Genomic DNA, 18,506 nt, shown 5'->3' on the forward strand with positions numbered 1-18,506 from the left:
CGACCGGGCCGTTTCCACCCTGTTACGTCGGGGTAACCGCACTTGTACCGGAGCGCACGCGCTGGTATCGGCGGTGTGAGGGGAGTTTCACGCCCGGGAAACACGAGCCGCACCCCGGGGGAAACACCCCGCCCATAGCGTCGGAGCAGGCAGAGACGAGGAGTGCGCCATGAGCATGACCATCGAGACGACGACCCTCTGGATCCGCGCCTGCGAGGTGCGCGACCTCGAGCCGGGCTGGGGCGAGGTCGCGCTGCTGGGCGGGCGGCAGGTGGCGCTCGTGCGCATCGCGGGCGACGAGGTGTACGCCGTCGACCACGAGGACCCGCACGCGCGCGCCCCCGTCATGGCCAGGGGCATCACGGGATCACGCGGTGATCGGCCGACGATCGCGTCGCCCCTGCACAAGGAGGTCTACGACCTCGCGACCGGCGAGTGCTTCACGGACGGCTCCCTCTCGTTGCGCACGTACCGGGCACGCGTCGTCGACGGGGTCGTCGAGGTCGAGCTCGACCTCGACGCCTGAGCGAGCGGATGCCTCGGCTCAGCCGCGCTTCGTGAGCACGATGGGGTCGCCGTCGGTGACCGCGATGGTGTGCTCGGAGTGCGCACCCCTCGAGCCGTCGGCGCTGCGGAGGGTCCAGCCGTCGGGATCGGTGAAGATGCGGTCGGTGGTCTCGAGCAGCCACGGCTCGATCGCGACGACGAGTCCGGGCTTCAGCGGGAGTCCGCGCCCCGGGCGGCCGTTGTTCGGGATGTGCGGGTCGCCGTGCATGGTGCGGCCGACCCCGTGGCCCCCGAAGTCCGTGTTGATCGAGTAGCCCTCGGCCTTCGCGACATCCGCGATGGCACGGGAGATGTCGCCGATGCGATTGCCGGGGCGGGCGGCCGCGATGCCGGCGTCGAGTGCCCGCCGAGTGGTGTCGATGAGCCGCAGGTCCTCGTCGCGCGGGGTGCCGACCACGATCGAGATCGCCGAGTCGGAGACCCAGCCGTCGACCGAGGCGGCGAAGTCGAGGCTCAGCAGGTCGCCGTCGCGCAGCCGGTAGTCGCGGGGGAGCCCGTGCAGCACGGCGTCGTTGACCGAGGTGCAGATGACCTTGCCGAACGGGCTGGCGCCGAACGAGGGGTGGTAGTCGATGTAGCAGCTCTCGGCGCCCGCCTCGCGGATCATCTCGTGCGCGAGCGCATCGAGCTCCAACAGGTTCACGCCGACGGCCGCGGCCTTCGACGTCGCCTCGATGACACCGGCGACGAATCGCCCGGCTGCCCGCATCTCGTCGATCTCGGCGGGGGTCCTCAGTTCGATCACGCTCATCCTCTCCACCGTCCATTCTCCCTGCTCAGCCCTGAGTGAACACCCGGCGCGCGCACGGGGTCGCCGCGTTACGCTGTCGACATGCTCTTCCGGCGCATCTTCTTCCGATGGATCCAGGCGGCCACGATCGTGCTGCCGATCTGGCTGGCGGTCGGCTGGGCCGTGTTCGGCGACGGCGGCTGGGGCACGCTGGGCCTGGTCATCACGGTGCCGGTGACCTTCATCTCGCTCGCGATCATCGCCCTGCTGACCTCGATGCGGCCGAGCGTGCGCGAGCAGCGCGCCGTCTCCTGGGGCGACGTCGGCGTGCTCGGCGCCTGGCACGCCGCGATCATCGGGTTCGGGTTCTCCGGCCCCTCGATGGCGTCCTTCGCCTTCCTGTCGATCGCGCTCGCCCTGGTCGCCTTCTGGTACGCGATCGTGCAGCTCGTCCGCGACGGCGCCAGGCGCATGCAGGAGACGATGGCCGAGTACGAGCGTGCGGCGCAGGCCGGCGCGCCGATCGGCCGGCCGGGCGCCGCGCCGCAGGCGCCGTCGTCCCAGGCGCCCTTCGACATCGGCGAGGTCATCGTCGTCGAGGAGCACCGAGACCGGCCGTGACGGACGGGTGGCGCAGGCCGGCGTACGCGCGGTCGCGACATCCGCTCGCGCTGCCGGTTCCGACTCGGTTCATCGCCCCGGGTCGTCGCCCGAGCTCGTCGCTTTGGCGCGACGGCCCTGGCATGGCACAATAGAGGATTGTGCCGCCGCGGGACTCTGCCTCCGGGGAGCATGCACAGCGCGAGTGATCGCGCGGGCGGCACCAGACACTTCCATTCACAGATCCGCGTTCGACCGGTTGCGGGCGCAGAGAGCGAACCATCATGCACATCCTCGACCACGTCGACGCTGCGAGCCTGCGGTCGGACGTCCCCGACTTCCGCGCGGGCGACACCGTCAAGGTGCACGTCAACATCATCGAAGGCACGCGCTCGCGTATCCAGGTGTTCCAGGGCGTCGTCATCGGCCGTTCGGGCGAAGGCGTCCGCGAGACCTTCACGGTCCGCAAGGTCAGCTTCCAGGTCGGCGTCGAGCGCAAGTTCCCGGTGCACTCCCCGGTCATCGACCACATCGAGGTCGTCACCCGCGGTGACGTGCGTCGCGCGAAGCTCTACTACCTGCGCAAGCTCCGCGGCAAGAAGGCCAAGATCAAGGAGAAGCGCGACGCCTGATCCGGCATCGCGGCCCGCGCGTCGCACGACCCGTGGCCATCGACCTGAGCTCCTCACCCCTACACTTGGGGTGAGGAGCTCAGGCGGTTAAATGACAGAAGACATCGGCACCACGCGCACGGATCGCGAGGGTGCATCGGCGAACCGTCGGCAACGAGGGGCCCTGCTCTTCCTGAGAGATCTGCTCGTCATCTTCGTGGTGGCCGTGCTGGTCTCGTTCCTCATCAAGACCTTCCTGATCCGGTCGTTCTTCATCCCGTCCGAATCGATGGAGATGACGCTCGTCAAAGACGACCGCATCATCGTGAACCAGCTCGTGCCCGAGATCACGCCCCTCGAACGCGGCGACGTCGTCGTGTTCAAGGACCCCGGCGGATGGCTCCCCGCGCGCGCCGAGGTGCAGCAGCCGCCGCTCGTGGCGGCCGTCGACTGGTTCCTCGCGTTCGTCGGTCTCTCGGCGCCCGACTCCAACGACCATCTCGTGAAGCGGGTCATCGGGTTGCCGGGCGACCACGTGACGTGCTGCAACGCACTCGGTCAGATGAGCGTCAACGGCATTCCGCTCGACGAGCCCTACGTGGTGCTCCCCGCCGGCGACACCAAGGTGTCCCGCGACGACTTCGACGAGGTCGTCCCCGACGGGTCGCTCTGGGTCATGGGCGACAACCGATACAACTCGAAGGACTCCCGCTACAACGCCGACACGCCGCTCAAGGGCTTCGTGCCCATCGAGAACGTCGTCGGCCGGGCCTTCGTGGTGAGCTGGCCGGTGTCGCACTGGACCTGGCTCGGCAACTACCCCGACACCTTCGCGGGCGTCGGCGAGGCGGCTGAAGGCGGCGACTGAGATGGCACCGTCCGTCGTGCCGAACCTGCGGGTCGAACGCGAGTTCTTCGACTCCGGCGCATCCGTCGTCCTCGCCTGCGACGAGGTCGGGCGGGGCGCGCTCGCAGGGCCCGTCGCGGTCGGACTCGTGCTCATCGATGCATCCGTTCGCCGCATGCCCGCCGGGCTTCGCGACTCCAAGCTCATGACCGAGCCGAGGCGCGAGGCCATGGCCCCCCGCGCCGGGGCGTGGGTGCGACGCTGGGCGGTCGGCGAGGCGAGCGCGGCCGAGATCGACGAACTCGGCATCATGGCCTGTCTCGGGCTCGCCGGCGCCCGCGCCTTCGCCGTCCTCTCCGAAGCCGAAGACGCGGCGGGCACCTCGCACGAACTCGTCGACGCACCGCTGCTCCTCGACGGAAACCACGATTGGCTGAGCCGCGCGATCGAGAACCGGGTCAGGGTCACCACGCGCATCAAGGCCGACCGCGACTGCGCCTCGGTGGCCGCGGCATCCGTGCTCGCCAAGGTGCACCGCGACGGGGGCATGCACCGCGCCCACGCCGAGATCCCGCTGTACGCGTGGAACGAGAACAAGGGGTACTCGAGCCGAGCCCATTTCGCCGCGATCGCCGAGCACGGCCCGAGCGGCCTGCACCGTCGCACCTGGCTCAAGCAGCCGGCCGCTCCGATGCCCGCGCTCTTCGACCTCGGCGTAGGATGAATCCGATGGATGACGACGAGTTCGAAGACTACGACCGCGAGGTCGAGCTGGCCCTGTACCGCGAGTACCGCGACATCGTCACGCAGTTCAAGTACGTGGTCGAGACGGAACGCCGCTTCTACCTCGCGAACGAGGTCGAACTCGTGCGTCGCGACACCGAGCACGACTTCTACTTCGAGCTGACGATGAAAGACGTCTGGGTCTGGGACGTCTACCGTGCCGACCGGTTCGTGAAGTCGGTCCGCGTGCTGACCTTCAAGGACGTCAACGTCGAAGAGCTCGCCACGCGCGAGTTCGAGCTGCCGAAAGAACTCGCGCTCGACGAGTAGCCGGCATTCGCCGGGGCGGTCCTCCCGCTCGTCTCGATCGCGACTCGTCCTCACCAGACGGAATCCGGCGGCGACTGACCCGCGCTCGCGCTCCAGCCCGGGTTCGGCCTCGTCGCACCGGCACGCTGGTCGCGGAGGTGGTGCTGGTGGCCCACAATGCTGAACTCGGACGACGAGGCGAAGAACTCGCGGTCGAGCATCTCGAAGCCCGCGGACTGCGCGTGATCGAACGCAACTGGCGGTGTCGGCTCGGCGAGATCGACATCATCGCGCGCGACGGCGATGCGACGGTCTTCGTCGAAGTGAAGACGCGCACATCGCATGACTTCGGGCATCCGTTCGAGGCGATCACCCCGATCAAGCTCGCGCGCATGCGTCGTCTCGCGATCGCCTGGTGCGAGGCGACCGAGAGTCCGACGGTGCGCATCCGCATCGACGCCGTCGCCGTGCTCGCCCCGACCGAGGCGCCCGCGCTCATCGAGCACCTCGAAGGCATCAGCTGATGCCCGTCGCGAGAACGTACGCCGTCGCCCTCCTCGGGCTGACCGGGTCGATGGTCGAGGTCGAGGCCGACCTCTCGGCGCAGCTTCCGGGCTTCTCGATCATCGGCCTACCCGACGCCGCCCTCGCCGAGGCCCGCGAGCGGGTTCGGGCCGCCGCCATGAACGCCGGTTGTCCGTTGCCCCAGCGCAAGCTCACGGTCAACCTCTCGCCCGCCGCGCTCCCCAAGCACGGTTCCGGCTTCGACCTGGCCGTGGCGATGGCCTGCCTCGCGGCCGCGGGCGACCTCTCCGTCAGCTCGGTCGCGAGCGTCGTGCATCTCGGCGAGCTCGGGCTCGACGGACGCCTGCGTCCGATCGACGGCATCCTCCCCGCCGTGCTGGCCGCATCGCGGGCGGGCTTCACCACGGTCATGGTCCCGCATGCCAATGCCGGGGAGGCCTCGCTCGTGCCCGGCGTCGAGGTCGTCGGCGTCGCCTCCCTGCTCGAGGCCGCGATCCGGCACGGCGGCCGATACGAGGTGCGCGAGGTCGAGCCGGTCCCGCAGGTCGCGGGGCAGGGCGCCGCCGACGTCGTGGCCGGCGACCTCGCCGACGTCGCCGGCAACGACGACGCGGTCGAAGCGCTGCTCGTGGCCGCCGCGGGCGGGCACCATCTCTCGATGATCGGGCCGCCCGGCGCAGGCAAGACGATGCTCGCCTCCCGGCTGCCGGGCATCCTGCCCGACCTCGACTCGGACGCCGCACTCGAGGTGTCCTGCCTGCGCTCGCTCGCGGGTCGGGCGGTGAGCTCCGGGCTCTCGCTCCGGCCGCCCTTCGAGGCCCCGCATCACACCGCGACCGCTGCGGCGATGGTCGGCGGCGGCAGTCGCCTGATCCGGCCGGGCGCCGCCGCGCGGGCCTCGCACGGCGTGCTCTTCCTCGACGAGGCGCCGGAGTTCCCCGCTGCCGTCCTCGACGTGCTCAGGCAGCCACTCGAATCGGGCACCATCAGCATCCACCGCGCGAACGCGATCGCCTCGTTCCCGGCGCGGTTCCAACTCGTGATCGCGGCGAACCCCTGCCCATGCGGCAACGAGGGCACGAGCGAGTGCACCTGCCCTCCCAACTCCCGTCGACGCTACCTCGCACGCATCTCAGGGCCGCTGCTCGATCGCATCGACCTGCAGTTGAAGGTGCCGAGGCTCTCGCCGGCGAGCCTTCGCGTCGCTCGCGAACGCCCGGGCCTGTCGACGGCCGATGCGCGTCGTCGGGTCGTGGCCGCGCGCGCGAGGGCCTCGCAGCGGTTGCGAGGCACGCCGTGGAGAACCAACGCCGAGGTGCCCGGCCCGTGGCTGCGCGGGGCAGGCGGCCTGCACCCGGGTGGCCGCATCACGGCCGATCTCGATCGATCGTTCGAGCGCGGCAGCATCACGATGCGGGGCTACGACAAGGTCTTGAAGGTCGCGTGGACGCTCGCCGACCTCGCCGGTGCCGAGACGCCGAGCACCGCCCACATCGGGCGGGCGCTGTACTTCCGACAGGGCATCGCGCGATGAGCGGCCTCATCCGACGAGCCTTCGTCCAGTGGCGACGGGAGTTCGCGCTCGTGCGAACGGCGGCGGATGCGGCCGCTGCGCACGCCGCGGCATCCGCTCCCATGGCGCCTGCCGGCGACGAGGACCGGCAGAGCGAAGCGCTCGCGAGGGCGGTGCTCGGCACCCTCGCCGAGCCCGGCGACGGTGTGCTGGGTCGGTTGATCGCCGCACTGGGCGCGGAGCCGGCGGCGGAGCTGATCCTCGGCCGTGCGAGCGCCGAGCAACTCGTCGGCGACGCGGCCGACGGAGGCGAGGCGATCACGATCAAGGAGGCCGAGACCGGCATCGCACGTTGGGCGCCCCGCATCGAGCCGGGTGCGTTCGTGCGCGGTCTGGCGCAGGCGCACCGGGTCGGTGCGGTGTTCCTCGTGCCGAGCGACCGGGACTGGCCGCGCGGCGTCGACGACCTCGGCGTGCACGCGCCGATCGGGCTCTGGGTGCGCGGGCGACCGGACGCGCTCTGGAGCGGCGGGCGATCCATCGCCCTCGTCGGCGCTCGGGCGGCCACCGGGTACGGCGAGCACATGACCATGGAGATCTCGGCCGGGCTCGTCGATCGCGGCTGCACGATCGTCTCCGGCGGTGCCTACGGCATCGACGGCATGGCCCATCGGGCCGCGCTCGCCAGCCACGGCACGACGGTGGCCTACCTTGCGGGCGGCATCGACCGCTTCTATCCGATGGGGCACGACTCGCTCCTCCAGCGCATCGTCGAGACCGGTGCCGTGGTCTCCGAACTGCCGTGCGGCGCATCGCCGACGAAATGGCGGTTCCTCCAGCGCAATCGGCTGATCGCCGCGGCGAGCGATGCGACCGTCGTCCTCGAGGCGGGCACGCGCAGCGGTTCGCTGAACACCGCAGGACACGCTTCCGCGCTCGGCCGGCCGCTCGGCGCGCTGCCGGGGCAGGTGACGAGCCCCGCCTCGGCCGGGTGCCATCGCCTCCTGCGCGAGTACGACGCCGTCTGCGTCGTCGACGCCGATCAGGTGCTCGAACTCGCGGGCGGGGCGCCGCCCGCCGGGCAGGGACATGGACCGACGCTGTTCGAGACCGTCGAGGGCGAGAGCCCCGAGACGGTCCGCGTGCTCGACGCGCTCAGCACGCGATCGCCTCGTCAGGTCGCCGACCTCGCGCAGCGCAGCGGGCTGCCCGCGACCGACGTGATGTCCGTGCTCGGTCCACTCGAACTCGATGGCGTCGTCGCCTGGCGGGGCGACGGGTGGATCCGGCGGCGGCGGTCGTAGGCTTTCGGCGGGAGGTCACGACATGGCGGTTCAGCTCGGCAGGTATCCCGCGGCGCAGCAGGTGATCGCGCATCTCAGCGACACGCACCTGCTCTCGGGCGGACGGAGGCTGGGCGGCGTCGCCGACACCGTGATCGCGCTCGCGCAGACCGCGGAGCGGCTCGCGAGCATGGGATCCGCGCTGGACGCCATCGTCGTCACCGGTGACGTGGCCGACCTCGGCGAGCCCGACGCGTACGGGCGCGTTCGCGCCGTGCTCGAGCCGCTCGCCGACGCCGCCGGGGCCCGTCTCGTCTGGGTGATGGGCAATCACGACGAGCGTGCCGCCTTCCGTGCAGCGCTGCTCGACGTGGAGGGCGCCGCCGACGACACGCCCGTGAACCACGTCGTCGACGTCGACGGTCTGCGCATCGTGGCGCTCGACTCGACCGTGCCGGGGTACCACCACGGCGATCTCGACGAGCGAACCCTCGACTGGCTCGACGGGCTGCTGGCCGAACCGGCCGAGCGCGGCACCGTGCTCGCCCTGCACCACGCGCCGATCCCGACGCCCGTGACGCTCATGGACGTGCTCGAGCTCCGCCATCAGGCCGAGTTCGCCGAGATCGTGCGCGACCGCGACGTGCGGATGATCCTCGGCGGGCACCTCCACTACGCGACCAACGGCACCTTCGCCGGCATCCCGGTGGCCGTGGCGGGCGCGACCGCCTACACGATCGACGCCTCGGCCTCGACCCGATCACTCGTCGGCGTCGACGGCGGGAGGTCCTTCACGCTCGTGCACGTCTACGACGATGCCATGACGACCTCGGTGGTGCCGATCGGGGCGAATGCGGAGGTCTCCCGCATCGACGCCCGCTTTCTCGAGGAGCTCGAGCTCCTCGCACCCGAGCAGCGTCTCGAGCGGTTCTCGCGCAAGCCGGACTGAAACGACCGGCAGCGCATCGGCGGGGAATCCGCCGGCCGGGCGCGTCCTCGGCCCGGTGACGGTGGGGCACGGCAGGCTGGAGCCGTGGACCTCGACGCCGTGCTGGCCGACTACCTGACGCATGTGAGAACCGAACGCGGGTACTCGCAGCACACGGTCGCGGCATACGGCGCCGATCTCGCCGACCTGCTCGACCACGCCGAGGGGCGGGGCATCACCTCGGTCTCCGGCATCGACCTCGAGGTGCTGCGCGACTGGCTCTGGGCATCGACCGAACGCGGGCTCGCACGATCGAGCATCGCCAGGCGCGCGGCATCCGCCCGCGGCTTCACCGCGTGGCTCGCCCGCAGCGGGGCGGTCGGCATCGATGCGGGGGCCCGCCTCAAGGCGCCTCGCGCGCAGCGAACCCTGCCGCGGGTCGTCGCCCAGCCTGCGATGGAGGAGGCCATCGCGCGCCTCGAGGCGCGATGCACCGGCGAGGACCCGATGGCCGAGCGGGACGTCGCGATCATCGAACTGCTGTACGCCTCGGCGCTGCGCGTCTCGGAACTCGTCGGCCTCGACGTCGAGCATGTCGATCGCCGTCGCCGCACCGTGCGGGTCGTCGGCAAGGGCGGCAAGGAGCGCGTGGTTCCCTATGGTGCCCCGGCTGCGCGGACGATCGACCGTTATCTCGAGCGGGCGCGACCGTCGATGCTCGCGTCCGCGCAGGCCGTGTCGGCCGAGGTCGCCTCGACGCCCGAGCGGTCGAGCCCGCATGCGCGGATCGAGGCGACGGATGCAGCGGGGCCGGTGTTCCTCGGCGCGCGCGGGGGCCGCATGGGGGTGCGCAGCGTGTACCGACTCGTCGCTTCGCTGCTCGAGCAGATGCCGGGCACCGGGCCGAGCGGGCCGCACGCCCTGCGGCACACGGCCGCGACCCACCTGCTCGATGGCGGAGCGGATCTGCGCGCAGTGCAGGAATTCCTGGGGCACGCGAGTCTCGGAACGACGCAGATCTACACCCACGTCTCGGCCGAACGGCTCAAGCAGAGCTATCGCACGGCGCATCCACGGGCGTGAGCGGGAACGCATCGAACGTCGGCGCAGCCGCGAGCGGTCGAACCGGCATCGTGTCGTCACGTGAGCGGCAGCAGCACGGCCCATGGCACGCCGCCGAGGAAGAGCAGCGGCGAGACGTACTCGCCGTCGACGCGCACGCCCAGGTGCACGCACCCGTCGCAATGACCGCCCGCGCCGACGGCGCCGATCGGGTCGCCCTCCGACACCGCCTCGCCCGCGGAGAGCTCGGTCGACACGGGCTCCATCGAGCTGATGACGCCGTGGCCATGGTCGATCGAGATCACGGGCCGGCCCGCGACCATGCCGGCGAAGGAGACGACCCCCGCCGCCGGCGCCACGATCGTCTCGCCGACGTCGGCACCGAGGTCGACGCCGCGATGGCCGGCCGCGTAAGGGGTCGCCGGGGCCCGGAACGGAGCCGTGACCCTGATGGGCGGCGCGGTCGGCCAGGCCCATGGGCCGCGCTCCACGAGCACGGCGGCCTTCGCGGGGGGCGGAGCGGATGCCGCCGGTCCGACTGGAGCGAAGGCGGCGGCGAGGCCGGCGAGCAGGAGTGCCGTGCAACCGCGCCGCATTCCGCCGGAAGACGTTCGCGGGCGGCGGCGTTCCGGGCGAGGACGGGGCGGTCGGGTCGCTGAGACGATCATGCAGCGATGCTCGCCCGCCCGCGGCATCCGGGACCGCGCGACGGCCGCGCTGCGGCACGTTCCACCGGGCGGCCGGGTTGGGGAGGACAGGTGCCGATGGTAGAGTGTCAGGAGCACCCCGCCCGTCGGGGTGACTACGCGTGCCATTTCGGCCAACGACTCCATTCAGTCTCGACCCAGTTCTCGCGAACTGCACCGGGCGGAGCCGTGCCGGGCACCAGGGTTCCGTCCGCCGGTCGGAGCGTCAACTGAGAACAAAGGAGTACGGCTCATGGCCGTCGTCACCATCCGCCAGCTGCTCGACAGCGGCGTGCACTTCGGGCACCAGACCCGCCGTTGGAACCCGAAGATGAAGCGCTTCATCTTCACCGAGCGTTCCGGCATCTACATCATCGACCTGCAGCAGTCGCTCGCCTTCATCGACAAGGCGTACGACTTCGTCCGCGAGACGGTCGCCCACGGCGGCACCATCCTCTTCGTCGGCACGAAGAAGCAGGCCCAGGAGTCCATCGCCGAGCAGGCGACCCGTGTCGGCCAGCCCTACGTCAACCAGCGTTGGCTCGGCGGCCTCCTCACCAACTTCCAGACGGTCTCCAAGCGCCTCGCGCGCATGAAGGAGCTCGAGGAGCTCGACTTCGAGGGCACCACGAGCGGCTTCACCAAGAAGGAGCTCCTCATCAAGAAGCGCGAGCTCGACAAGCTGCACAAGTCGCTCGGCGGCATCCGCAACCTGTCGAAGACGCCTTCGGCGCTCTGGGTGGTCGACACCAAGAAGGAGCACCTCGCGATCGACGAGGCCAAGAAGCTCGGCATCCCCGTGATCGGCATCCTCGACACCAACTGCGACCCCGACGAGGTCCAGTACCCGATCCCGGGCAACGACGACGCCATCCGCTCCGTCGCGCTGCTGACCCGCATCATCGCGGATGCCGCAGCCGAGGGCCTCATCGAGCGCCACCAGAAGCCCGAAGAGGCCGGCAACGTCTCGGCCGTCGAGCCGCTCGCCGAGTGGGAGAAGGAACTGCTCCAGGCAGGCTCCGAGACCACCCCCGAGCAGGCGTCGGCCGAGACCGAGAAGGTCGCCGAGACCGAGGCCGAGGCCAAGGTCGAGGCCGCCGAGGTCGTCGACGAGGCCGCGACCGAGTCGGCCGACGACGAGGCAGCTGCCGAGGCCGCTGAGCCCGCTGCCGAGGCCGCAGCAGAGTAATTCCGCCGACCAACTCAGACTCAAAGGAGAATGCCGGAAATGGCAATCAGCATCGCCGACATCAAGGCCCTGCGCGAGCAGCTCGGCACGGGCATGGTCGACACCAAGAAGGCGCTCGAGGAGGCCGACGGCGACCTCGAGAAGGCAACTGAGATCCTCCGACTCAAGGGTGCGAAGGGCAACGCGAAGCGTGCCGACCGCTCCACGAGCGAGGGCCTCGTCGCGGCCAAGGAGTCGCCCGCGGGCTACACCCTGATCCAGCTGGCGTGCGAGACCGACTTCGTCGCGAAGAACGAGAAGTTCGTCACGCTCGCCGACAAGGTGCTCGACGCGGTCGCCGCTGCCGGCGCCGTCGACGTCGACGCCGCGCTGGCCGCACCGCTCGACGGCAAGACCGTCGGCGAGGTCATCGACGAGCAGGCCGCCATCCTCGGCGAGAAGGTCGCGCTCACGCGCGCCGTCACGCTGTCGGGTGAGAAGTTCGCGGTGTACCTGCACAAGACGTCGAAGGACCTGCCGCCGCAGATCGGCGTCGTGGTGTCCTACTCGGGCGATGACGAGGAGACCGCTCGCGCGATCGCCCAGCACATCGCGATGTTCGACCCCACGTACCTGACCCGCGACGAGGTTCCGGCCGACGTCGTCGAGAAGGAGCGCGAGATCGTCACCGAGATCAGCCGCAACGAGGGCAAGCCCGAGGCGGCCCTGCCGAAGATCATCGAGGGTCGCCTGACCTCGTTCTTCAAGCAGGTCGCCCTGCTCGAGCAGGACTACGCCCGCGACAACAAGCAGCAGGTCCAGAAGGTCCTGGCCGACGCGGGCATCAACGTGACCGCGTTCGCCCGGTTCAAGGCCACGGCGTAAGCCGAAGTGGAGGAGTCCGGATCGCCTGGCGATCCGGACTCCTTTGCTGTGTCCGCATGAAACCGGGCAGCCGCCGGCCGATCGGCCGCGGAAACCCCTGCACGCCGCGCACTGCGCGGGCGGGCGGGAACCACTAGCTTTGTCTCTCAAGGGGAAGGAACGGTCGGGGATGACGGAACGTAGACGCAGGGTCATGCTCAAGCTCTCGGGGGAGGCGTTCGGCGGAGGCTCGCTCGGCGTGAATCCCGATGTGGTGAGCGCCCTCGCACGAGAGATCGCGGACGCCGCTCGCACGGTCGAGATCGCGATCGTGGTCGGCGGAGGCAACTTCTTCCGCGGGGCGGAACTCTCCCAGCGCGGCATGGACCGCGGCCGAGCGGACTACATGGGCATGCTCGGAACCGTGATGAACTCGCTCGCGCTCCAGGACTTCCTCGAGCAGGCCGGGGCCGAGACGCGGGTGCAGTCCGCGATCTCGATGACCCAGGTCGCCGAGCCGTACATTCCCCGTCGTGCCGAGCGACACCTCGAGAAGGGCCGCGTCGTCATCTTCGGCGCAGGCGCGGGCCTGCCCTACTTCTCGACCGACACGGTCGCCGCGCAGCGCGCCCTCGAGATCGACGCCGACGTCGTGCTCGTCGCGAAGAACGGCGTCGACGGCGTCTACTCCGACGACCCGCGCACGAACCCCGACGCGCACAAGATCGACCGCATCACCTATCAGGAGGCCCTGCAGCGGGGGCTCAAGGTCGTCGACTCCACGGCGTTCAGCCTCTGCATGGACAACGGCATGCCGATGCAGGTGTTCGGCATGTCGCCGGGCGGCAACGTCACCGCGGCGATCCTCGGTGCCGATCTCGGCACCATCGTCAGCAACAGCGAGTCCTCGCCGACTCGATAGACTGTCCCGAGCAGCGAACCGAAGGAGCCACCGTGATCGCGGATGTACTGTCCGATGCCACCGCACGCATGCAGAAGGCCGTCGAGGTCGCGAAAGACGACTTCTCGTCCGTGCGTACCGGCCGTGCCAACCCCCAGCTCTTCCAGAAGATCCTGGTGAACTACTACGGCACGCCCACGCCGCTCGCGCAGCTCGCATCGCTCGCGAACCCCGAGGCCCGCACGCTGGTCGTCACGCCCTACGACAAGAGCGCGCTGAAGGACATCGAGCAGGCGATCCGCGACACCCCGAACCTGGGTGCGAACCCCTCGAACGACGGCAACATCGTGCGCGTCACGCTCCCCGAGCTGACCGAGGAGCGCCGGCGCGAGTACGTCAAGATCGTGAAGTCGAAGGCCGAAGACGCTCGCGTCTCGGTGCGCAACATCCGCCGCAAGGCGAAGGACGACCTCGACTCGCTCAAGGGCGAGGTCGGAGACGACGAGGTCGCTCGCGGCGAGAAGGAGCTCGAGCAGATCACGAAGTCCAACGTGGACGCGATCGACGACGCGTTCAAGCGCAAGGAAGCCGAACTCCTCGAGGTCTGAGGGAAACACGATGTCGGGCGTCCCTGAACACGACGATGCGGACGCCGGGGGGCGGGAGCGCAACGCGCGCCATGAATTCCGGTCGCAGGTCAACGCGAAGAAGGCCGACCTCGAGCGTCAGTTCGAGGCCTCGAAGGCGCAGTTCGATCAGGCGCAGGAGAAGATCCAGGCTCGCACCGGTCGCAATCTGATCGGTGCGATCCTGATCGGGCTCGTCCTCGGCGGCGCCCTCCTGCTGAGCCTGCTCGTGATCAAAGAGCTGTTCATGGTGTTCGCGGTCGTCATCGCCGCGTTCGCCAGCTACGAACTCGCGCAGGCGCTCCGCAAGGGCGGCTACGACGTGCCTCGCATCCCGTCGGTCGTCGTGGCGGTGCTCGCGGTGCCGTTCGCCTACTACGGGGGAGCGGGCGGCCAGTTCCTGGCCGTGCTCGGCGGCATCGTGCTCGTGACGCTCTGGCGGATCGCCGAGCAGGTGTCGTCGCATTCGCGCACGCCCGGCCGGGCGCTCGTGCGCGACATCGCCGCCGGCGCGTTCGTGCAGGGGTACGTGACGTTCCTCGCGACGTTCGCCGTCGTGCTGACCGCCGCCGACGGCGGGCAGTGGTGGACCCTCGCGTTCGTGATCGTGGCGATCTCGGCCGACACGGGGGCCTATGCGTTCGGCCTGATGTTCGGCAAGCACCCGATGGCGCCGGTGATCAGTCCCAAGAAGACGTGGGAGGGCTTCGCCGGGGGCGCGGGTGTGAGCATCGTCGCAGGCGTGCTGCTGTCGGTGCTCCTGCTCGACAACTCGTGGTGGTTCGGCCTCATCTTCGGCATCGCGATCTTCCTCACGGCAACGCTCGGCGACCTCGCGGAGTCGCTGGTCAAGCGCGACCTGGGCATCAAGGACATGAGCTCCTGGCTCCCGGGTCACGGCGGATTCCTCGATCGGCTCGACTCGATCCTGCCGTCGGCCGCAGTCGCGTTCGTGGCGTTCCGCATCTTCGGATGATGCTCGGCGATAATGGGTCGGTGGACTCCACCTTTCCTCGCACGCGAAAGCCCCAGCGCGGGTACAACACGGCCCAGGTCGACGAGTTCCTCCACGTCGCGCGTCGGGCGTACGACGGCACGCCGTTGCCCGACGATCCGCCGCTGAACTCCGAGCGCATCCGCCTGACGGCGTTCGGCATGCAGAAGGGCGGCTACGTCACGGCCGACGTCGATGCCGCCCTCGAACGCCTCGAAGACGCGTTCGCAGCCGACGAGCGCCAGGTCGCCGCACGCCTGCACGGCGATGAGGTGTGGCTCGCCGAGGCCAGGGCGACGGCCCAGGTGGTCTCGAACCGGCTCGCGCGCGATGAGGGGCACCGATTCGACCGGGTGAGTCCGATCGCGCTCGGATACCGGGTTCGCGACGTCGACAAGTTCGCCGACAAGCTCACGCGGTACTTCCGCGACGGCTGGCCGATCTCCGTCGAAGACGTGCGCAGCGTCGTGTTCACGACCCAGCGCGGCGGGTATCGGGAGTCGCAGGTCGACCTCGTGCTCGACGCGGTCGTCGACGTCATGCAGGCCGTCCGCTGAGCGGGCGCGCGACCGGCCGTCGCCGGTCTCCGAGCGGCCCCCGGCTCGGATACACTCGATCCATCGTGGGCAGGCACAACGGAATCGAACCAAGCGTCGAGACGCCGGCCGTGCCGCGACCCGTGTCGACGACGCGGGGTCCGGTCAAGCAGGCTGCGACCGTGCTGTTCGCGTTCTGCGCCGCGCTCGGGTTCGTCGCCGTGAACCTGGTCGATCCCACCGCGCTGGCGACCGCGACGCCCGACCGTGTCGCCTCCGATCGATTCGGCGGCGCCGAGGTCCAGGCGCTCGAGGTCGACGGCGACTACACGCTCGATGCGACGCGTGAGCAGTACGACGTCGAGGCGAAGCCGGCGTACGTCGAGCCGGCGGCGACGAGCGCCGAGGCCGGTTGGGCCCCGCCCGCCGTGACACCCGATCCCGGGTCCGCGCAGGCGTACGCCGCGACCGCCGTGGCAGCCCGCGGCTGGCCGACGACCGAGTTCGACTGTCTCGTCGCCCTCTGGAACAAGGAGTCCGGCTGGCGCGTGAACGCCTACAACGCCGGCAGCGGTGCCTATGGCATTCCGCAGGCGCTGCCCGGCTCGAAGATGGCGTCCGCCGGCGCCGATTGGGAGACCAATGCCGCCACGCAGGTCGAGTGGGGTCTGGGGTACGTCCAGGGCCGATACGGCACGCCCTGCGGCGCGTGGTCGCACTCCGAGTCCTCCGGCTGGTACTGAGCCGCACCGCGCCCGCGCGCATCGGCGCCGGAGCATCAGCGTGCCGGCTCATCGGCTCGAGGCCGGCGGATGCCGCATCCGCATCTAGAATCGAAGGCATGCCGCGCTCGAACCGATCCCATGGGCGCGCGGCCAGGGCTCGCGAGCCGCATCCGGAGCTCGATGTCGAGCGCCTGAGCGCGGGTTGGCGGCGCACCGAGGTCCGCGCCGGCCGCGAATGGAACGTCCAGCCCGTGTCCGAGGCGCAGGCGGTGAAGACCTACCTGTGCCCGGGCTGTTCGCTCGAGGTGGCGACGGGGGTCGCGCATGTGGTCGTGTGGCGCGCCGACGGCGTGCTCGGCGACGCGGCCGACCTCGCCGCGCGACGTCACTGGCATCTGCACTGCTGGAGGATGGGGGCTCGATGAGCAGCACCGAACCGATCGAGATCCGCGCGGGCGTCGAGCTGCCCGCGAACCGGGAGGAGGTCCGCCTGCACACCGCAGACGGGCTGACGCTCCTGGGCGAGCTCGCGACACCGGTCGACCGACCACCGGTCGCGACGCTCGTCACGCTGCATCCGCTGCCCACGGCGGGCGGATTCATGGACTCGCACATCCTGCGCAAGGCCGCGGCGAGGCTCCCGGCGCTTGCCGACCTCGCCGTGCTCCGCTTCAACACGCGGGGCACGACCTCGCCCCGTGGCACGAGTGACGGCGCGTTCGGCGAGGGCGTCGCCGAACGCGAAGACGTCGCGGCCGCGATGGCGTTCGTCGCGCAGCGCGGGCTTCCGAACCCGTGGCTGGTCGGCTGGTCGTTCGGCACCGAACTCGCGCTGAAGTACGGCCTCGAGCACGACATCGCGGGGGCCGTGCTGCTCTCGCCTCCGCTGCATCGCACGACCGATGACGAACTGCGGCGCTGGAACGACTCGTCGGTGCCCGTGGTCGCGCTGATCCCCGAGCTCGACGACTACCTGCGGCCGGATGCCGCGGCCGAGCGATTCGCGGTGGTTCCACGTATTCGACGCATCGACGTCGAGGGCGGCCGCCACCTCTGGGTGGGGGAGTCGCAGACCCGGCGGGTACTCGATGAGATCGTGGCAGCAGTGAACCCCGCGGCATCCCCGCTGCCGACGACGTGGCCGGTGGCAGCGCCGACCGCCGGCTGATCCGGGCCGCCGACCGAGTCCGCCGAGTCGGCACGGCGAGTGCGCGGTCGCCGCGACGGCAAGCTCAGAGCGTGTTCTGGCGCGGGATGACGACCTGCTTGATGATGAGCAGCACCGATGCCGCCACGGGAATGGCGACGAGCGCGCCGAGGATGCCGAGGAGCGTGCCACCGGCCAGCGCGGCGATGACCACGAGGGCGCCGGGGACCTTGACGGCGCGGTTCATGATGCGCGGGCTCAGCACGTATGCCTCGACCTGCATGTAGACGAGGTAGTAGATGGCCGCGACCAGTGCGGTGAGCGGTGACCCCAGGCCGGGGATGAGGCAGACGAGCACGATGACGACCGACGCCGAAAGCGTGCCGACCAGCGGCACGAGCGAGAACATGAAGGCGATGAAGGCCAGCACGGCGGGGAAGGGCGCCTGGATGATCGAGAGGAAGATGAAGCTCAGCACGCCGTTGCAGGCGGCCAGCCCCGCCTGGCCGAGCACGTAGCGACCGACGGACTGCGTGATCTGCTCGGTGAGGTCGGCGAACCGTGCGCGGCGCGAAGCCGGCACGAGCTGGTACGCGGTGTGCTTCATCGCATTGAGCGACGCCGAGAAGTACAGCGTGAGGATGAAGACGATGATCGCGGCGAAGATGCCGGCGCCGATGGCCACGGCGACCTGGAACACGCCGCCCGCGAGCTCGGAGAGCTTCTCGGGGTTCGTGAAGAAGTCCGTGATGGCCGTGGTCGCCTGGTTGAAGATCTCCTCGATCTTGACCTGCGGGAACTGCTGGGAGAGTGCCTCGACCCAGTCGGTCGAATTCACGCGTTCGACGATCGAGGGCACCTCTTCGACGAGCTGGCTGACCTGCTCGACGATGATCGGCACGACCGCGAGCACGAGCGCGGCGAGGATGAGCCCGACGCCGGTCATGACGATGAGGATCGCCGCCCAACGGGGAAGCCCCCGGCGCTCGAGCCACCCGATGGCGGGCTCGAGGCCGAGGGCCAGGAAGAGCGCCGCACCCACATATGTGAGCACGGTAGACAGGCTGGCGATCGACGTGAGGATGAGGATGCCCACGCCGACGCCGAGCGTGCCGGCGAGGCCGATTCGGAACGCGTTCTGGATCTTCACCGGCCCCGCCG

The 18,506-nt window shown here is 70.2% G+C and carries 23 protein-coding genes; 20 read left to right on the forward strand and 3 right to left on the reverse strand.

Features of this window, described 5'->3' with window-relative positions; translation table 11 throughout:
- The first annotated feature begins 169 nt into the window (after positions 1–169).
- Complete coding sequence (gene nirD, locus AC3IPY_RS08445) at positions 170–526, forward strand: nitrite reductase small subunit NirD (protein ID WP_489187988.1); 357 nt, start codon at positions 170–172, stop codon at positions 524–526.
- Positions 527–544: 18 nt separating this feature from the next.
- On the opposite strand, the gene map is transcribed toward nirD, so the two are convergent.
- Positions 545–1,312: a type I methionyl aminopeptidase gene (map, locus tag AC3IPY_RS08450; RefSeq protein ID WP_489187989.1), complete on the reverse strand. Its 768-nt coding sequence runs from the start codon at positions 1,310–1,312 to the stop codon at positions 545–547.
- An 87-nt stretch (positions 1,313–1,399) separates the two neighbouring features.
- On the opposite strand from map, the gene AC3IPY_RS08455 reads away from it, so the two are divergent.
- The 10 genes from AC3IPY_RS08455 (at position 1,400) to AC3IPY_RS08500 (ending at position 9,719) form a co-directional block, all read left to right on the forward strand.
- Positions 1,400–1,918, forward strand: a complete 519-nt coding sequence (locus tag AC3IPY_RS08455; RefSeq protein WP_489187991.1) for a hypothetical protein — start codon at positions 1,400–1,402, stop codon at positions 1,916–1,918.
- A gap of 263 nt (positions 1,919–2,181) precedes the next feature.
- Positions 2,182–2,529 carry a 50S ribosomal protein L19 gene (gene rplS, locus AC3IPY_RS08460; RefSeq protein WP_055857282.1) on the forward strand — a complete coding sequence of 116 codons (348 nt, stop codon included), beginning with the start codon at positions 2,182–2,184 and terminating at the stop codon, positions 2,527–2,529.
- A 91-nt stretch (positions 2,530–2,620) separates the two neighbouring features.
- Entirely contained in the window at positions 2,621–3,376 is a 756-nt protein-coding gene (gene lepB / locus AC3IPY_RS08465; RefSeq protein WP_489187992.1) for a signal peptidase I, read from the forward strand.
- A gap of 1 nt (position 3,377) precedes the next feature.
- Positions 3,378–4,079, forward strand: coding sequence for a ribonuclease HII (gene rnhB, locus AC3IPY_RS08470; RefSeq protein ID WP_489187993.1), 702 nt, complete (start codon positions 3,378–3,380; stop codon positions 4,077–4,079).
- A gap of 5 nt (positions 4,080–4,084) precedes the next feature.
- Positions 4,085–4,408 carry a DUF2469 family protein gene (locus AC3IPY_RS08475; RefSeq protein WP_156997674.1) on the forward strand — a complete coding sequence of 108 codons (324 nt, stop codon included), beginning with the start codon at positions 4,085–4,087 and terminating at the stop codon, positions 4,406–4,408.
- Between the two features lie 146 nt (positions 4,409–4,554).
- On the forward strand, positions 4,555–4,911 hold the full coding sequence (locus AC3IPY_RS08480; protein WP_489187994.1) for a YraN family protein: 357 nt from the start codon (positions 4,555–4,557) through the stop codon (positions 4,909–4,911).
- On the forward strand, positions 4,911–6,446 hold the full coding sequence (locus AC3IPY_RS08485; protein ID WP_489187996.1) for a YifB family Mg chelatase-like AAA ATPase: 1,536 nt from the start codon (positions 4,911–4,913) through the stop codon (positions 6,444–6,446). Before AC3IPY_RS08480 ends, AC3IPY_RS08485 begins: the two co-directional genes overlap by 1 nt.
- The gene (gene dprA, locus AC3IPY_RS08490) at positions 6,443–7,729 is read left to right on the forward strand and encodes a DNA-processing protein DprA (RefSeq protein ID WP_489187997.1); all 1,287 of its coding nucleotides are present in this window, start codon (positions 6,443–6,445) and stop codon (positions 7,727–7,729) included. Before AC3IPY_RS08485 ends, dprA begins: the two co-directional genes overlap by 4 nt.
- Before the next feature lie 22 nt (positions 7,730–7,751).
- On the forward strand, positions 7,752–8,657 hold the full coding sequence (locus AC3IPY_RS08495; RefSeq protein ID WP_489187999.1) for a phosphodiesterase: 906 nt from the start codon (positions 7,752–7,754) through the stop codon (positions 8,655–8,657).
- A gap of 84 nt (positions 8,658–8,741) precedes the next feature.
- A complete protein-coding gene (locus AC3IPY_RS08500; protein ID WP_489188001.1) occupies positions 8,742–9,719 on the forward strand; it encodes a tyrosine recombinase XerC in 978 nt (325 codons plus the stop codon).
- A gap of 56 nt (positions 9,720–9,775) precedes the next feature.
- Here the strand turns inward: AC3IPY_RS08500 and AC3IPY_RS08505 are convergent, their stop codons facing one another.
- The gene (locus AC3IPY_RS08505; protein ID WP_489188003.1) at positions 9,776–10,294 is read right to left on the reverse strand and encodes a M23 family metallopeptidase; all 519 of its coding nucleotides are present in this window, start codon (positions 10,292–10,294) and stop codon (positions 9,776–9,778) included.
- A 343-nt stretch (positions 10,295–10,637) separates the two neighbouring features.
- Here AC3IPY_RS08505 and rpsB point away from each other — a divergent pair, with 343 nt between their 5' ends.
- The 9 genes from rpsB (at position 10,638) to AC3IPY_RS08550 (ending at position 17,366) form a co-directional block, all read left to right on the forward strand.
- Positions 10,638–11,573: a 30S ribosomal protein S2 gene (gene rpsB, locus AC3IPY_RS08510; protein WP_489188004.1), complete on the forward strand. Its 936-nt coding sequence runs from the start codon at positions 10,638–10,640 to the stop codon at positions 11,571–11,573.
- Between the two features lie 39 nt (positions 11,574–11,612).
- Positions 11,613–12,437, forward strand: coding sequence for a translation elongation factor Ts (gene tsf, locus AC3IPY_RS08515; protein WP_489188005.1), 825 nt, complete (start codon positions 11,613–11,615; stop codon positions 12,435–12,437).
- Positions 12,438–12,606: 169 nt separating this feature from the next.
- Positions 12,607–13,338 carry a UMP kinase gene (gene pyrH, locus AC3IPY_RS08520; RefSeq protein WP_489188006.1) on the forward strand — a complete coding sequence of 244 codons (732 nt, stop codon included), beginning with the start codon at positions 12,607–12,609 and terminating at the stop codon, positions 13,336–13,338.
- A 32-nt stretch (positions 13,339–13,370) separates the two neighbouring features.
- Positions 13,371–13,925: a ribosome recycling factor gene (frr, locus tag AC3IPY_RS08525; protein ID WP_489188007.1), complete on the forward strand. Its 555-nt coding sequence runs from the start codon at positions 13,371–13,373 to the stop codon at positions 13,923–13,925.
- 10 nt (positions 13,926–13,935) lie between these two features.
- Positions 13,936–14,919 carry a phosphatidate cytidylyltransferase gene (locus tag AC3IPY_RS08530; protein WP_489188008.1) on the forward strand — a complete coding sequence of 328 codons (984 nt, stop codon included), beginning with the start codon at positions 13,936–13,938 and terminating at the stop codon, positions 14,917–14,919.
- Positions 14,920–14,939: 20 nt separating this feature from the next.
- The gene (locus AC3IPY_RS08535) at positions 14,940–15,494 is read left to right on the forward strand and encodes a DivIVA domain-containing protein (protein ID WP_489188009.1); all 555 of its coding nucleotides are present in this window, start codon (positions 14,940–14,942) and stop codon (positions 15,492–15,494) included.
- Positions 15,495–15,604: 110 nt separating this feature from the next.
- Positions 15,605–16,216, forward strand: coding sequence for an aggregation-promoting factor C-terminal-like domain-containing protein (locus AC3IPY_RS08540; protein ID WP_489188010.1), 612 nt, complete (start codon positions 15,605–15,607; stop codon positions 16,214–16,216).
- A gap of 98 nt (positions 16,217–16,314) precedes the next feature.
- On the forward strand, positions 16,315–16,623 hold the full coding sequence (locus AC3IPY_RS08545) for a hypothetical protein (protein ID WP_489188011.1): 309 nt from the start codon (positions 16,315–16,317) through the stop codon (positions 16,621–16,623).
- The gene (locus AC3IPY_RS08550) at positions 16,620–17,366 is read left to right on the forward strand and encodes an alpha/beta hydrolase (RefSeq protein ID WP_489188012.1); all 747 of its coding nucleotides are present in this window, start codon (positions 16,620–16,622) and stop codon (positions 17,364–17,366) included. Before AC3IPY_RS08545 ends, AC3IPY_RS08550 begins: the two co-directional genes overlap by 4 nt.
- Positions 17,367–17,430: 64 nt before the next feature.
- On the opposite strand, the gene AC3IPY_RS08555 is transcribed toward AC3IPY_RS08550, so the two are convergent.
- On the reverse strand, positions 17,431–18,495 hold the full coding sequence (locus tag AC3IPY_RS08555) for an AI-2E family transporter (RefSeq protein WP_489188013.1): 1,065 nt from the start codon (positions 18,493–18,495) through the stop codon (positions 17,431–17,433).
- Positions 18,496–18,506: the final 11 nt, after the last annotated feature.

It is taken from the genome of Agromyces sp. GL_144, from assembly GCF_057834305.1.

Coding starts and splice junctions, on each gene's coding strand:
- AC3IPY_RS08545 (WP_489188011.1), top strand. CDS start 16,315: ATGCCGCGCTCGAACCGATCCCATGGGCGCGCGGCCAGGGCTCGCGAG.
- AC3IPY_RS08455 (WP_489187991.1), top strand. CDS start 1,400: ATGCTCTTCCGGCGCATCTTCTTCCGATGGATCCAGGCGGCCACGATC.
- AC3IPY_RS08475 (WP_156997674.1), top strand. CDS start 4,085: ATGGATGACGACGAGTTCGAAGACTACGACCGCGAGGTCGAGCTGGCC.
- AC3IPY_RS08550 (WP_489188012.1), top strand. CDS start 16,620: ATGAGCAGCACCGAACCGATCGAGATCCGCGCGGGCGTCGAGCTGCCC.
- dprA (WP_489187997.1), top strand. CDS start 6,443: ATGAGCGGCCTCATCCGACGAGCCTTCGTCCAGTGGCGACGGGAGTTC.
- rnhB (WP_489187993.1), top strand. CDS start 3,378: ATGGCACCGTCCGTCGTGCCGAACCTGCGGGTCGAACGCGAGTTCTTC.
- rplS (WP_055857282.1), top strand. CDS start 2,182: ATGCACATCCTCGACCACGTCGACGCTGCGAGCCTGCGGTCGGACGTC.
- tsf (WP_489188005.1), top strand. CDS start 11,613: ATGGCAATCAGCATCGCCGACATCAAGGCCCTGCGCGAGCAGCTCGGC.
- AC3IPY_RS08495 (WP_489187999.1), top strand. CDS start 7,752: ATGGCGGTTCAGCTCGGCAGGTATCCCGCGGCGCAGCAGGTGATCGCG.
- AC3IPY_RS08485 (WP_489187996.1), top strand. CDS start 4,911: ATGCCCGTCGCGAGAACGTACGCCGTCGCCCTCCTCGGGCTGACCGGG.
- rpsB (WP_489188004.1), top strand. CDS start 10,638: ATGGCCGTCGTCACCATCCGCCAGCTGCTCGACAGCGGCGTGCACTTC.
- pyrH (WP_489188006.1), top strand. CDS start 12,607: ATGACGGAACGTAGACGCAGGGTCATGCTCAAGCTCTCGGGGGAGGCG.
- nirD (WP_489187988.1), top strand. CDS start 170: ATGAGCATGACCATCGAGACGACGACCCTCTGGATCCGCGCCTGCGAG.
- AC3IPY_RS08530 (WP_489188008.1), top strand. CDS start 13,936: ATGTCGGGCGTCCCTGAACACGACGATGCGGACGCCGGGGGGCGGGAG.
- AC3IPY_RS08505 (WP_489188003.1), bottom strand. CDS start 10,294: ATGCGGCGCGGTTGCACGGCACTCCTGCTCGCCGGCCTCGCCGCCGCC.
- lepB (WP_489187992.1), top strand. CDS start 2,621: ATGACAGAAGACATCGGCACCACGCGCACGGATCGCGAGGGTGCATCG.